Origin of the sequence: Bifidobacterium sp. ESL0784 (assembly GCF_029433295.1) — a bacterium.
GTDB lineage: Bacteria > Actinomycetota > Actinomycetes > Actinomycetales > Bifidobacteriaceae > Bifidobacterium.
Map to the genome: position 1 here is coordinate 277,880 of NZ_JAQTHV010000003.1, position 14,980 is coordinate 292,859.

Here is a 14,980-nt window from a genome sequence, read left to right on the forward strand (position 1 = left end):
GATGAACTGACACTTACCCAAATTGAATAAAGTTAAAAACCTGTTATATATGACTTGAAACTAGTTAATATTTCACTGCCTTTTACAAATAGCTCAATATGATATAAATCTACCTTCATATTTCTTTTCGTCAAGCTCTTTTGTTCCTGTACCAATTCCCGGTTTGCGCGTATTTTTTATAACCATTTTTAGACCAAACGCAAAATCAGAAATATCTCGCATCGTCTCACCTGTTTCTTCAGACAGAGTTTCTGAATTGTGGTTGACATATAGATCATGCATAACGGAATCCATAATCTTTGATTTTTCACGGTATGGCATTCCATTTTATATAGATACAAGATTTCTACACATTTATTTATATTCAATGAAACTAATTACATTGATTGTTTGATATATTACTGCGGGTTAATTATAATTATATACAAATAGCTCCTTGAACACTGTTGGCATTGGTGTTTGAGCAGGAAAACTAGTAAACTCTCAAAGAGATAAGAAATGAGACTTTCGTCACACTGTGCGTCGGTCAGGGGGAGATGCGACATGGTAGCAGGCAATAGCCAAGGCAATGACATTCGGAAGCCTGAACGAACAGACGCAAATACGGCAAACGCCAACGGCGGCATCGAAGCGTCGGCAAACCAAAAAGAAGCGACAGCGGGGGCGGAAACCTTGACGGCTCACGATAAGGCTCGGCAGCGTCGCGCCATCATCATCTGCAGTATCGTCGCAGCGGCTCTGGCAGTCATTATCATCATCGCCGGCTGCTACGCCTTCTGGGACCACAAACACGGCGAGGAAAGCAACTACCAGCAACTGCAGGAGCTGAGCCAGAAACCGGTCGGAATGACCAAGCAGGGAGGTCTGCCCGCGTTCAAGGCCAGCGATTACAACCCCAAAGCGCCCAGCATCGATCTTTATGTCGACTTCTTCTGCCCTGGCTGCGCGAACGTGGAGCACAGCCTTTCCGAGACTTTGCAGAAAATGCAACAGGCCAGACAGATCAACCTCTACATCCATCCCGTCAATTTCCTTGATTCCAAGACGATGAACCACTACTCCACCCGTTCTGCAAGCGCTTTCGCCTACGTCGCCTCGCACGAGCCGGACAAGCTGCTCGATTTCTCGACGGCGCTTTTCGACAAGGACTACCAGCCGAACAAAGACAACAATCGCAAGGTCAGCGATCAGGAAATCATCAAACGCGCCCTAAAGGCGGGGGTCAGCAAAGACGTCGCCGAAAACGCGACGAAGGGCACCTACAACGACTACGTCGAAAAGGCGACGAAATATACGACCAGACGCAAAGAGCTGTATGTACATCTGCAGGACGAGTTCCGCTTCTCGACCCCGACCATCTGCATCAACGGCACCATGTGGAACTATCGTAAGCTGCATGTGCTCCAGGACATCAAGCCCACGCTTATTCACTCCATCGGGCTTCAGGACGAGCAAGTCGGCGATCCTGGGGTCACCCCTTCGATCGGAGCGGACGGCAAGGCGATAGCGATAGAGGAGAAGTATCTGTGATTATTCGGTATTTTGCCGTCTGATTGATCGTGCAAATTTGAAATGCGTAAATCGCATGATCCGACATTAACCGCAGTACATATAAGAAAGGTTCCGTCGCAAGGATGACATGGTGACGGAACCTTTCTTATATCCATTTCTGATACTGTGATCGCCAGCCCGGATGAAACAGGCCGATCAATCAGGCTCTCAGAAACCGATTGGTCTTCTATCTGATTATTTCGGGGCGATAAGCCCAAACCGGTCATGCGTTTTCTCAGACAAGACTTGCGAGCACATACAACGCGGCGATATGCGCGGGATAGAAGATGTAGAAGAAGTACTTGTCTCCTCTCCCCTTGACGCCGTTATAAAGCAGGATCGGGATGACGGCAAAGATCATGATCCACTGCGTCTGTCCGGCAAAGGCATAACACACCGCGACCACGGCGATGGCCAGGCTCTGCCAGATCACACTGTACTTCGCGTTGCGTAGCGCATACATCACGGGGATGAGCAGCACCATGACGGTGTTTTCGGCCAACAGAATCGCTGGGTCGACCACAGTCAGCACGCGCAACACCCAGATCATCACTGGGCTTTGCGGACCGTCACCTTGAGCCAGGAACGGCAAAAGAACAAGCGAAAGCAGGAACGGCAGGGCAAGCAGCAGCACGCCTTCCATGGTCTTTTTCACGCGGAAACCACGGGTAACACTGCCGGTATGTCGACCAGCGTGCATTGCGCTCTGACTGGCATCGGATCTGTTTGCGCCCGCCGAGGCAGCATCATTGCGATCGATGACACCATGTGCCGAACCGGTACGCTCGTCGCCTCCACGCACCGCTGCGCCGAATCCTGCGGAGGCCTTGTTTCCGCGCTTCTTGAACGCGGCCTCGAAGCAATCGACCGCAGCCATGAAAACCGTTCCGATGAAGAGATCGCGGAAGATGTTGTTGACCAGCTGTGCGCCGTCATAGTTGACTACCTGCTGCAACACGACGTCGAGCACCGCCATCAGCACCATACACACGTAAAGCCGCACCATATAGGCCTTTTTGCTGTGCGTGTGCGAGAAGCCGATGACACTGACGAAGAAGAACAGCGTAGCCACGGGCCTGCCGAACCAATCGAGCCAGTTCGGCGCACCGTGTGAGGCGAACATCTGGTGAATGTGATCGACCACCATCAAGACCACGCCGATCATCTTGATGTCGAAGGTCGTCAGCCCCAGGCGGCCGGAACGAATCTTGCCCCAGAAACCGGAAGGCGCGGTCTTAAGATGCAGATCGGCAGCCCTGTCAATCGGCGCACCAGAAACATCTGCCATCGTTTTGGCAGTGTTGCCCGGCACAGCCTTCGCAAGCCTGGCCAACCGAGCATTGGGGGCTTTGCCAGTCGCCACACTCGCGGCTTCGCCGTTCACTGAGGCAGTGGTGTTCGTCGTTGCTCCCCTATCGTACATGCCATGTCCTGTGATGACATGGCGTCGGAAACCTGTCGAGGTACCGGACGGTGCGGATACGGGTCTCGCCGGTAAAACCGGCACATTCGCCGTTCCGGTGGCCATGGCATCCATGTTGTTGTTCATGACGTTGATATTCTCTTTCAATCAGCCATTCCCCTCGTGGTTGTCAGTCTCGGATATCAATCTTCTTGTTTTATCTTTTGTCTTGCTTTTGAAGCCTCAAACCTGCCGGTCCCCTGAAGGTCGCTGGCGATACCCGGCTTGACGCCCCTTACGAATATCCAAGAATACGGATTCGCAACTGCTCTGCCATCGTTCTATAGGATGAAATATTATCCGCTTTTGTCTAAATACCGTGAGAAAAATACGTCCAAACTACATGGCATGCAATCGAAAGAGGCAGCAAACAAGACTTCTCATTGAACTTGTATAATTACACCAAGAAGCGATTTTATTCGCAGTGATTCATGACGGATAAAATGCGCAATCGGATAACACGGAAAGCCGAGCAAGATGTCACGCGAACACGGGAAGACGCATTCCACGACGACACGAATGGCACAAGATCGAATCTCTTCGAAGCAGGCCATGCAAAGGCGGGAATCCAAGGCCGCTGCCGATGCCAAAGCCGCAGCAATCGCCGCGAAGGAGCGTCGACAGCAGACGTTGGTCGGCGCTCTGGTGATGCTGATTGTCGTGGCGTTGGTGGCCGTAATCGGCGTGACCGGATGGACCTGGCACAACGAGTCCGTGCGAATCAAAAGCCAACCCGCTTCCGCCGCCTACCGCGATTTGCAGGCAGTGGCGCAAAAGCCTACCAATGCCACGAACAAGGCCGGTCTTTACGCCTGCAAGAAAGCCAATCTCAACGCCAAGGCCCCAACCATCGAAATCTATCTCGACTTCATGTGTCCTTCCTGCGGCGAGCTCAACCGCACGTTGGATTCCACACTGGAAAAAATGAACAAGGCGCACCAAATCAATATCGAAGTACATCCGGTCACGTTCCTTGACGGCCAGTCGTCCGATCATTATTCATCGCGTACCGCGAGCGCCGCGGCCTATATCGCCGACAACGACCCCGACCACCTGATGGGTTTCGTCTCAGAACTGTTCGCGAAGGACTTCCAGCCCAGCGAGACCGCCTACAAACCGGTAAGCGACGACCAGATCATCTGCCAGGCCGTCAAAGCCGGCATCGACAAAACCACAGCGACCAAGGCAATGCAAGGCACGTACACAGAATATATGGATAAGGCAAACACCTATACCACTCTCCACCGGCCTGAGTTGTGCGACTATGCTCTGCATCCGCAAGGCGGTTTCGGTACGCCTCTGATTCGCGTCAATAACCATATATGGTCATTGGACGGCATCAATTACAACGATCTTGTCGCCGATTTCGAACACGGCCTAGGCATCAAATCAAAAGACGTCGGCAACCACAAGATCCTTCCTTCCATCGGCGCCAACGAAGAACCCCGGAAAGTCTGATGCCCCTGACGATATCCATACATTCGCGCACCAGCTCGATATTCCGGGAATTATCTGACAGCAACCCCCGGTTACTTGCCTTGCCCGGAACCTTCAAGGATTTAGGACTCGTTGCCGCCTCTGTTCTGTATCACGTTCACAACCGCCATAGATGGCAGATTCGACAGTTGGTATGTATCGATCAAACACATGATTATCTCAACAAAGAGATAAAATCCATCATATTGGCATAATCGGGATTTCGGCGACGTCCGAAAAGAACACTGCGAAGGGAATCGGGTGATCAGGAAATGAGTAAGGTTGGCAAGCATTCCCGGTCGTACACTCCCAAAAGACGAAAGAACCCGCCTCTTCTGACTTCAACACCTCCCGAAAGCGTTCATAACGACAAAACACATATTGGGCAGCACGGAGGCGTCATAAGCCGTAACCAACTGATTATCGGCGGCATCGCAACGCTCATTGTGATGGTATTGGTGCTGGTCATCGGTCTTTCCATCGGTATCAATCAAGGCAAGAAGTCAAAGCAGGCACTCCCCCAGACCCAAGAACAGGCTTACGACCAGCTGCAAAGGGTCATTGACAAACCGACCAGCTCCACCGAAGAGGGCGGGCTGCTTGCTTACCGGCAAGACGAACGTAATCCCGATGCGCCGACAGTGGAAGTCTACGAGGATTTCCTCTGCCCGTACTGCGGGGATCTGACCCGCGCGCTTACACCGACACTCGAAAAACTGCAGGCAGCCCGACAGATCAACCTTGAGTTCCATATCGTCAATCTGTACGACACTCCTTCCACCAACAAATATTCGACCAGAGCCGCGAATGCGGTGGCTTACGTTTCTCAACACGACCCCGACCACGTCACGGCGTTCGTCGGCGCGCTCTTCGAAAAGGATTTCCAGCCGGATGCCATTCACTACAAGGATGTCACCGACGAGCAAATCGTGGGACAAGCGACCAAAGCAGGAGTGAGCCGCGACATCGCCGAGGCGTCGGTGAAAGCTCCATACTCGACCTTCATTAGCAAAGCGACCGTCTATACCAGCAAACGAAAAGAGCTGTTTACCTCCATGCATGGCACCAGAGGATTTTACCCTCCGACAATCCGCATCAATGAGAGTGTGTCGGAACTCAACACCACCGACAACGACGGCAAAATCGTTCAGCGGTTCAGCGGAAATCTGGGACTGCGCCCAACGGACATCGGCAATCCCAACGTCTTGCCGTCAATCGGCGCGGACACCTCTAGCGGAAAATAGGAATATCAAGGCTTCGGCCGCAAAGGCGTTCGGCATGCCATGAAAATGCCTAGGATACGGAGACACCACCGGCCAAGAAATAACCTGCTTCTTCTCTATCGCTATTTTACTTATTATTTTTCTGAGATTTAAATATGGTTTCTTTTCATTACTATAGGAAATATTTTATCAGGAAAATACTATTTAATTTATAGTTTTTAGTTTATCTATAGTATTTTATCTAATTATTGACATTTTTCGGCATTTCTTAACACTATCTTCAGAATATTAGTTAAACGATATCCATTTGAAGTAAAATAATACCATCTAAGCTTTTATGTGTTCTAGATACAGTGACGGTATTAATTCTGCAATGGCTATATCTTCATCGCGCAAACAACGGGAAGAGTTTGAAGTGAATATCAACGACAGCGTCAGTCAACAGGAGCAGGACGACACCGAACCGGTTCAGGGGGCAGAAACAACCGCGATAGCGAACGCGGCGACGGACAGCCACACCAACAAAAGGGAACGAAAATTACGCAATATCATCCTGTCCATCACCGTCATAATCGTGGCGGCAATCGTTATAATCACGAGCATCAGAGTGTGGAACAACCACAAGGCAGCCGCTGCCGAAAGCTCCCCCGAAGCTCTTGCACAGCCATACCAACAATTGCAACAAGTGGCAAACAAACCGGCGAACGCCACCAAGCAGGGTGGGCTGAGAGCCTATACGAAGGCACAGTACAAACCCCAAGGCGCCGACGGTGGAAGTCTACGAGGACTTTTTGTGCCCATACTGCGGCAAGTTGACTTATGAACTCGAGCCCACGCTGATGCGTATGCAGAACGCCCGGCAGATCAACCTTGAATTCCATGTGGCAATTTCCTGGACACCCCTCAGAGCAAGCAGTATTCCACACGTACCGCCAGCGCTGTGGCCTATGTCTCGGAGCATGACACCGAGCACACTGCTGCATTTGTGTCGGCCCTCTTTGAGCGAGGATTCCAGCCGGACGAGAATCATTACAGGGATGTCAGCAACGACCGGATCGCGGCCCAAGCCATCAGCCGGATGTCGCCAAAGCTGCGATGAACGGTATGTATGCGGACTACGTCACCAAAGCCACGAACTACGACTGGAAACGCAAGGAACTCTACACCACAGTGCAAGGCATCCACAGCTTCTTCACCCCCACCATCAGGGTCGACGGCCATATCTGGCCGGTGGACGTGTTCGGCCGATCTTTCGCATAGCGCCAAGCAGTTCTGCGGCAGCATCGGCCTCGATTACATGCAGGTCGGCAATCCCGACTTCCTGCCTGCCATTGGCCCGGACGGAGTACTGAGCGTCATCAAATGAGGGCTTCCGATAGCATTCCGGATGCATTTTGCATTACGCATGGGTGAGCTTTCTCCAAGCTTTAGAATAAGACCTGTCACGACGTAAAAAGAGTTGTGGGCCAACCGATATCCGTTTCGGTTGGCCCACAACTCTTTTGTTTTTACCGCTCTACCGTCTTGCTGGCCATATTCCGGTAATAACCGTTGAACCAGCAACGGCTGTTACCGCTATTGCTTGGCGACCGTGACTTTCAGCTCGTCGGCGGACGTGTCGGCGTTGATGTCGAGCGTCGTGGCGAGCGTTTCGTGGGCAATAAGGTCACGGAACTGCTCGGCCTTCGGCGCATCGGCGACCGGCACATCGAGCTTTAGGCTGATACGGTCGGCGATGTCAAGATCGGCTTCCTTGCGGGCATCCTGCACGGCGCGGATGACGTCTCGTGCATAGCCTTCGGCGATGAGGTCATCGGTCAACGCCGTGTCGAGAATGACGAAACCGCCGCCAGGAAGCGCTGCGGAAACATCGTTGGCGCGATCATCGGCACCGACTTCCTCGACCTGGTTGATCAGCGTGTATTCGCCATCTTCCAGCTTGAGGTCGCCGTTCGGCGTCTCTACGACCGGCGCACCGGATGCGTCGACGTGCCAGTTGCCGGACTTGGAGCCCTTGATGGCGAGCTGCACCTGCTTGCCAAGCCTCGGACCGGCGGCACGCGCATTGACCTTCAAGTCGTGCACGATCTTCAAACCGTGCTTGCCTGCGTCGGCGAGCGTGGAGAATTCCACGTCCTTGACATTGAGCTCGGTCTTCAGAATGTCGTCGTATTCGGCGACACCTTCGGGATTCTCGACCAGGACGGTGAGCTTGGCGAGTGGCTGACGCACGCGAATCTGGCAGGATTTGCGCAGCGAAAGCGTGCCGGAAACGACCTCGCGCACCTGCTCCATGGCGTCGACCAACGCAGGTTCATCCACCAAGACGCGACCCAGCTCGGTTTCCTTGCCCCGGTTGAGCTCGCCGGTGGTTTCAGCGTTCGCGCCGACATCGTGCGATTCCTCGTCTTGAACGGTGACGAACGGCCATTCGGCGAGATGCACCGATTCCCCGCCGGTAAGCCCGCGCCAGATCGACTCGGATTCCATCGGGGCCAGCGGAGCCATGACGCGCATCAATACCTCAAGCACGGTGTAAAGCGTGTTGAAGGCGTTCTCATCCTCATCCCAGAAGCGTTCGCGGTTGTTGCGGATGTACCAGTTAGTGAGCATGTCGATGAAGTCCTGCACCGCAGCGCAGGCGTCGGAGATGGCGAAGGTGTCGAGCGCATGTTCGACGCTCACGACGAGCCTGCGAGTACGGGCCAGCAGGTAGCGGTCCATTTGCGGCAGTCCGGCGACTTCCTCATGCTTTAGCGCGCGAGCGTCGTACCCCTTGCCTCCGTTGGCCGCGTTGGCATAGAGCGTGAAGAAGTAATACGAGCTCCACACCGGCAGCAGCACCTGACGAACGGTATCGCGAATGCCGTCGGCGGTGACAATGAGGTTGCCACCACGCAGGATCGGCGAGGACATAAGGAACCAGCGCATCGCGTCGGAACCGTAATCGTTGAACACGCCGTTGACGTCCGGGTAGTTCCTGAGGTGCTTGCTCATCTTCTGGCCGTCGTCGCCGAGCACGATGCCGTGGCAGATGACGTTCTTGAAGGCGGGCTTGTCGAAGAGGGCCGTGGCCATGACGTGTAGCACATAGAACCAGCCGCGGGTCTGGCCGATGTATTCAACTACATAATCAGCCGGGAAATGCTGCTCGAAATACTCCTTGTTTTCGAAGGGGTAATGGAACTGGGCGAATGGCATGGAACCGGATTCGAACCAGCAATCGAGCACGTCGGAGATGCGGTGCATGTGCGATTTGCCGGTCGGGTCGTCGGGGTTGACACGCGTCAGATTGTCGATATAGGGCCGATGCATGTTGACGTTGCCCTCGCTGTCGCGTGGGTAGTCGCCGAAGTCGGCCTTGAGCTCATCAAGCGAACCGTAAACGTCGACGCGCGGGTACTTCGGGTCGTCGGAAACCCACACGGGAATCGGCGAGCCCCAGAAGCGGTTACGCGAAATCGACCAGTCGCGGGCGTTCTGCAGCCACTTGCCGAACTGGCCGTCCTTGACGTTTTCAGGAATCCAGTTGATCTTCTGGTTGTTGGCCAGCAAGCGGTCCTTGATCTTGGTGACGGAAACGAACCAGGAGGAGACCGGCTTGTAGATCAGCGGGGTGCCACAGCGCCAGCAATGCGGGTAGGAGTGCACGTAGCTCTTCTCCTGGAAGAGCAGGGCACGGTGGTCCTCGGGGATGCGGGCCAGCGGGCCGTCACCGTTGCGCAGGTTGCGCAGAATCGGCAGGTTGGCGTCGAAAACGTACATGCCCTCGTAATCCGGGCATGCGGAGGTGAAGGTGCAGCTGGCATCGAGCACGTCGATGGAGTTGACACCGTTGGCATTCAACGTGTTCATATCGTCTTCGCCATAGGGAGCCTGATGGACCAGACCAGTACCTTCGACGGTGTCGACATAGTCGGCCGCGAGGATCTGGTAGGCGTTCGGCCCGGGGACGTGCCCTTCGGACTCGGCCTCCTCCCCTGCAAAGTACGGGAAGACCGGCCAGTAGCGGCGACCGACCAGCTCCTTGCCCTTGAGCTTTCGGACGACCTCGTAGTTCTCGCCGAGTTCCTTGGCATACGAGCCGAGCAGCGGCTTGCCGAGGTAGAACTTCTTGCCAGCGAACTTGCCCTCGGTTGGCTTGACCTCGACGTAATCGATGTCCTCGCCCACAACGATGAGGAAGTTGGTGGGTGTGGTCCATGGCGTCGTGGTCCAGAAGACGGCGTAGGCGTCATCCTCATCGCGCATCTTGACAGCGACGGAGACCGTGGTGTCCTGACGGTCCTGATAGACGTCGGCATCCATGCGCAACTCGTGCGCGGAAAGCGGGGTGCGGTCCTTCGGGCAATACGGCAGCACACGGTAGCCCTTGTAGGCCAGGCCCTTGTCGTAAAGCGTCTTGAACGCCCACATCACCGATTCCATATACGTGGTGTTCAGCGTCTTGTAGCCGTGCTCGAAATCGACCCAGCGGGCCTGACGGTGGACGTAATCCTTCCACTCGTTGGTGTATTTGAGAACGGACTTGCGGCAGGCATCGTTGAACTTCTCGATGCCCATCTCCTCAATCTGGTCGACCGATTCGATGCCAAGTTCCTTCTGCGCCTCAAGTTCGGCGGGCAGGCCGTGGGTGTCCCAGCCAAAGACACGGTTGACCTTGCGGCCCTTCATGGTCTGATAGCGCGGGATGACGTCCTTGGCGTAGCCAGTCAGGAGGTGGCCGTAGTGCGGCAGGCCGTTGGCGAACGGCGGGCCGTCGAAGAAGACGAATTCGTTGTCGCTGTGGTCACCGCTGGGGTTGCGTTCGACGGACTTTTCAAAGGTATCGTCCTTGTCCCAATAGTCGAGCACCGATTCTTCCATTTTGGGGAAGCTCGGGTTCGGCGCGACGTGTGCGCTTTGCTCGCCTACAGACGCCTTGGGATACACATGGGAATTGGTGGTTTCGCTCACCGTTGTCTCCTCGCTTGGCAGATGTCATGACTACCACGAGGACGATGACAGGCGCTAACACGCGCCGTTACCGCGGTACCACCTCGCTTGTTGAGCTGCGGATACTTGAACGCACCACACAACACAACCGCTTGAAGTACAGGCTGTCTCGGGCCCACCCGTCGGTTCTAATAAGCCATCCAACCAAATGAACAGCCGTTCTTCCAAAAGCTCCCCGCCGATAACGGATCAGTGCTTATGAAAGCCATATTAACACCTCATCACGATTGTGAAATTTCTTTTCCGATATCTGAAACAAGATAAAGCACCATCTTAAAAAGGAACGGCTCTATTTACTTACATGTAAAATAAATATCAAAATATGAAACTAACAGAGTAACTTCAAATTAACGACGAGGCAAAGATGCAAATTACCAAAGGTGTAAATGTACCAGATGAAGTTCTTGATGCATTGGATGACAATAAGCTCGTATTCTTTGTCGGAGCTGGCGCCTCCAGAAGCGATCCATCCAATCTTCCTCTATTTAAGGGACTTGCAGATAGATTAGCAGAAGAAGCGGGTGTTCCTGGTCCAGAAGAGAACGACCCTTGCCATAATGAAGCTTTAGATTCATTTATAGGAAATTTGCCCAGAAATTTTGATCAGCAGTACCACACACGTAATTTCTTCGCAAATGCAGGTGCAAAGCCCAATAGAACCCACCGAGCTATAGTGCGCTTAGCTGCCACAAATAAACATGAATTAAAAATTGTCACCACAAATTACGATACATTACTAGAACAAGCCAGTATTGATGCCCAACAAACTCCTCCACATGTTTATACTGCACCAGCACTTCCATCTGGTAAATCATTCAAAGGAATCGTTCATATTCACGGCAAATATGACGATCAAGATTCTCCCTTAGTCCTTTCAGATCGAGATTTTGCAAGTGCGTATCTTTCTGAAGCTTGGGCTACCAGATTCCTTTTGGACATGTTCAAAAATTACACAGTTCTATTCATTGGATACAGTCATGATGATACTTTGATGCAATATTTGGCTATGGGATTACCGTCAGAAACAAAAAGATATGTTCTCTGTCCCAAAATCAAAAAAGCGAAAGAAAAACAAAAGTGGGAACATCTAAAAATAATTCCAGTTGAATATCCAGTCCATAATGGCGATTTCTCAGAACTTCCTGAAGCTCTGGAACATTGGTATCAAGATATTTCAAGTAACCGCGCCGGAAGAAAAGCGCGTCTTCAGGAAATTATGAATCATACTACATTATCCAAGACAGACAATGATTATCTAATCAAACAACTCCATACCGTTGATGGAGTCAAAGTTTTTGCAGATATCGCTCAGTCGAGTCTAGAATGGTTACGTTGGATTTTAAGCGTACCGGACTTTCGAGAATTATTTGAAGGCAAAGAACCAGACAAAGATAAAAAATATGAAGGCAAAATCCTATCTTGGTTTATAACTTATTTTGTTTCGAATTCTGATTCGGCTGATGTAGCGCTCTCACTTTTAAACGGAAAACCATTATCCGACACACTCTTTTACGAATTATGCCGTGCTTCAATTTTTTCAATAAGTGAGCATCCACAAAAAACCGATAAGATAGCAACTTATTTAATGACCTCAGTGCCCAGGCAAACTTTAATTAACTGGCCAGACCCTGATATGTTTGCATATGGTTATAGCTCCACTGGCATGCCTTTGACATTATTATCTGCCTCGTTAAGACCATTCATTTCTAAGCAGTCTGGGACAATTTCATGGCAGATAAAACCAGACGCCATCAAGAAACAGCTCAAGCTAATTAAGAAGGACAAATCTTACAACAAGTATCAACTTTTCATAATTCTTGAAAATTCTTTACTTGAAGCGTACAACCTGGCTCATTCCCAAAATGGAGATAGTTTATTTATAGATAACGTTATTGGCTTCCAACGTCCTCGAATCGAGGCATCAGAAGAAGATAGAGATCATTACCCCACAGTTCCAGACGCAATTATTGACGCATTGAGAAGCTTAGGACAAAGCTACTCAAACTCTAACGAACTCATTAATCATTGGATGAAAATGTCTTATCCTGTTTTCATACGGCTGGCTATCGATTTAGAAAATCATAGCCAAAACATACCGCCTGATACAAAAATCCAATGGCTGAATAGTAATAATCTGTTATATAACAATCCAGCTAAACATGAAACATTTTGTTTGTTAAGAGACAATCTTTATTTAGCCTCACAAACAACAAAAAATACGATATTGGCGAAAGCTCTGGATGGCCCATACGATAAAGCCTTTTTAGATAAACGAAGTTTTGAATATGATAAATACAATCTTCTTGTTTGGTTGTGTGATTCAGTGCCCAATTGGAATGAGGCTGAAAAAGAACGAGATCGAATTGCAAAACAGGAAAAGTTTGCTCCACGAGAACATCCTGATTTAGATTTCGTCATCTCTTCAGGCATGGTCGATTTTGCAGATGAAAATCCTCTAACCGATGACAAATTTATATTCGAAGCCAAGGAAAATCCGAAGTCACTGGTCACTCTGCTTGCTTCACTACCAACCCATCGAGAGCATCCGTTTGCGCCGGGAGGAACTTTTGATGGAGGAACTGAACAACTCACGAGGCTGAGCGTATCCAATACCGATGTGAGCTTGAATATTCTAGAAGCGGTTAAAGCAGATAATACTATCAATAACGATAAATCCTCTTTAATAATTGCTGCCATTATCAAAGGATGGGAAAATTCAACTAATACAGTGTTGACAAAAGTGGTTTCAGCACTGGAGCCCTGCGTCACAAACTCAAAGCTAGCTCTTCCTATTGCACGCTTTATTGAGGCAAAGACCCGATCTTCTTCAAATGATATTGAAAACTTCCAAAACTTATCAAAACTTGCAACTAGATTATGGGATTGTCAGGCATCTGAATACACTGCCATTAACCTGACAATGAATCCTTCAATGAGCACAGTTAATGAATGGCCCGGAATCATCACAAAATATTGGATTGATTATGCGCTAAAGACTCCAAAAACCAAGAAATTCGAAGAAAAATTCGTAACATTATTAAATACAGATTTTCCAACATATCAGACAGTAGCTGGAACATTTGCATACAGAATGTTCAATCTCTTTGAAATGTATCCAGAGTTCGTTGCAAAACAAATTTTCCCATTATTCTCGAAATCAGATACCGATTATTGGTGTTGGAATTCATATTTACTTAATTCTAGACAAATCGATGCAAAAATAATCGACGCTGGTTTCGACAAAGAACTACTGTACGGCATGCAAAATTGCGAGAAATGGGGAACTCCTGACGACGGAACTCTTAGAATCCTAGAGCTGCTTGTTTTTGAAACCCTTTCGGTATCGCAAAATCTCGCCCTTCCGATAAAACAAAAATTGATGTCGTCGATTATAATCTATGGAAATCCTTTAGAATTCGCAAAAGTAACGATTTTTCATGAACTATCTCAATGCAACGAAAAGATAATTAAACAGATATGGTCATCCTGGTTGCATGAATATTTCCAAAACCGTTGCAATGGTTTGCCTCGCGACAATTCCCCAGAAGAAATTAACTGGCTTTGTAGAGATCTATTTTATCTAAACACAGATGATTTAAATAAAGCAATCAAAGAATTCGAAAACATTACACCTTATCTTACTGAAGATATAATGTTTTCATTGGACAAGATAGACAGGGCAGATTCATCAAAACTGAAACTTTTTGAACGAATGCTGAAGAATTCGCATCCAGATACGCCATTTGCCAATTATGCACTTCAAGAATTATTCGAGAAATTAGCAAAGGTACTGGAAGCAGAGAAGATGCAGTATTTATACGCTATGGCCTATGAAAACGGATTTGACTTGAAATCACCCGAAGATTAAAAATCAAACTCAAAACGCGAAATTAGTAACAAACTCCGCAGGCGTCATGATGGCTGGGGTGTCCACTTCGACATCGTCAAAATCTTTATCACCTGTGACGAAGACGTCCGCCGCGCCGATAACGGCCGAATACAAAACAGGGTAATCGTTTGGATCACGAATCTCGAACAAGCCCTGTTTGGGATTCAGCGGCGTAACGACTGTCTCGAAACTCAACTCATATAGGAATTGTTCGAACACATCAATATGTTCAGGCCATTTTCGCATCACTACTTCGCGGGCTTCGTCTATTTCGAAAGTCGAAAGCAATAAGTCGTTGTTCTTCCACGATGCTACTTGTATGGCCCTGACCATATTGTACGAATGAAAAATAACAGCCGAGAGCAGCACATTGGTATCAATCAT

Annotated in this window: 10 protein-coding genes; 6 read left to right on the top strand and 4 right to left on the bottom strand. The window is 50.0% G+C overall.

Features of this window, described 5'->3' with window-relative positions; all coding sequences use genetic code 11:
* Nucleotides 1-93 precede the first annotated feature (93 nt).
* A complete protein-coding gene (locus PT279_RS05690) occupies nt 94-282 on the bottom strand; it encodes a hypothetical protein (RefSeq protein ID WP_277166434.1) in 189 nt (62 codons plus the stop codon).
* A gap of 261 nt (nt 283-543) precedes the next feature.
* On the opposite strand from PT279_RS05690, the gene PT279_RS05695 reads away from it, so the two are divergent.
* On the top strand, nt 544-1,530 hold the full coding sequence (locus PT279_RS05695) for a thioredoxin domain-containing protein (RefSeq protein ID WP_277166435.1): 987 nt from the start codon (nt 544-546) through the stop codon (nt 1,528-1,530).
* A 256-nt stretch (nt 1,531-1,786) separates the two neighbouring features.
* Here PT279_RS05695 and PT279_RS05700 read toward each other — a convergent pair whose 3' ends face one another.
* Entirely contained in the window at nt 1,787-3,121 is a 1,335-nt protein-coding gene (locus tag PT279_RS05700) for a TraX family protein (RefSeq protein ID WP_277166436.1), read from the bottom strand.
* 369 nt (nt 3,122-3,490) lie between these two features.
* Between PT279_RS05700 and PT279_RS05705 the strand changes: the two genes are divergently transcribed.
* From PT279_RS05705 to PT279_RS05720, 4 genes are all read left to right on the top strand, one after another.
* Nucleotides 3,491-4,471: a thioredoxin domain-containing protein gene (locus PT279_RS05705; RefSeq protein WP_277166437.1), complete on the top strand. Its 981-nt coding sequence runs from the start codon at nt 3,491-3,493 to the stop codon at nt 4,469-4,471.
* Nucleotides 4,472-4,761: 290 nt separating this feature from the next.
* The gene (locus tag PT279_RS05710; RefSeq protein ID WP_277166438.1) at nt 4,762-5,733 is read left to right on the top strand and encodes a thioredoxin domain-containing protein; all 972 of its coding nucleotides are present in this window, start codon (nt 4,762-4,764) and stop codon (nt 5,731-5,733) included.
* Between the two features lie 394 nt (nt 5,734-6,127).
* Nucleotides 6,128-6,535 (top strand): hypothetical protein, encoded by a 408-nt coding sequence (locus PT279_RS05715; RefSeq protein ID WP_277166439.1) that lies wholly within the window; start codon nt 6,128-6,130, stop codon nt 6,533-6,535.
* 272 nt (nt 6,536-6,807) lie between these two features.
* Nucleotides 6,808-6,972, top strand: a complete 165-nt coding sequence (locus PT279_RS05720; RefSeq protein ID WP_277166440.1) for a hypothetical protein — start codon at nt 6,808-6,810, stop codon at nt 6,970-6,972.
* Nucleotides 6,973-7,287: 315 nt separating this feature from the next.
* Here the strand turns inward: PT279_RS05720 and ileS are convergent, their stop codons facing one another.
* The gene (gene ileS, locus PT279_RS05725) at nt 7,288-10,668 is read right to left on the bottom strand and encodes a mupirocin-resistant isoleucine--tRNA ligase (protein WP_277166441.1); all 3,381 of its coding nucleotides are present in this window, start codon (nt 10,666-10,668) and stop codon (nt 7,288-7,290) included.
* A 403-nt stretch (nt 10,669-11,071) separates the two neighbouring features.
* Here ileS and PT279_RS05730 point away from each other — a divergent pair, with 403 nt between their 5' ends.
* Nucleotides 11,072-14,575, top strand: a complete 3,504-nt coding sequence (locus PT279_RS05730; RefSeq protein WP_277166442.1) for an SIR2 family protein — start codon at nt 11,072-11,074, stop codon at nt 14,573-14,575.
* 9 nt (nt 14,576-14,584) lie between these two features.
* On the opposite strand, the gene PT279_RS05735 is transcribed toward PT279_RS05730, so the two are convergent.
* Nucleotides 14,585-14,980, bottom strand: a complete 396-nt coding sequence (locus PT279_RS05735; RefSeq protein WP_277166443.1) for a putative toxin-antitoxin system toxin component, PIN family — start codon at nt 14,978-14,980, stop codon at nt 14,585-14,587.

Bases quoted from the DNA above. Each gene is read 5' to 3' on its own strand.
- PT279_RS05710 (WP_277166438.1), top strand. From the start codon at position 4,762: ATGAGTAAGGTTGGCAAGCATTCCCGGTCGTACACTCCCAAAAGACGA.
- PT279_RS05695 (WP_277166435.1), top strand. From the start codon at position 544: ATGGTAGCAGGCAATAGCCAAGGCAATGACATTCGGAAGCCTGAACGA.
- PT279_RS05690 (WP_277166434.1), bottom strand. From the start codon at position 282: ATGCATGATCTATATGTCAACCACAATTCAGAAACTCTGTCTGAAGAA.
- PT279_RS05720 (WP_277166440.1), top strand. From the start codon at position 6,808: ATGAACGGTATGTATGCGGACTACGTCACCAAAGCCACGAACTACGAC.
- PT279_RS05735 (WP_277166443.1), bottom strand. From the start codon at position 14,980: ATGATTGATACCAATGTGCTGCTCTCGGCTGTTATTTTTCATTCGTAC.
- PT279_RS05730 (WP_277166442.1), top strand. From the start codon at position 11,072: ATGCAAATTACCAAAGGTGTAAATGTACCAGATGAAGTTCTTGATGCA.
- PT279_RS05705 (WP_277166437.1), top strand. From the start codon at position 3,491: ATGTCACGCGAACACGGGAAGACGCATTCCACGACGACACGAATGGCA.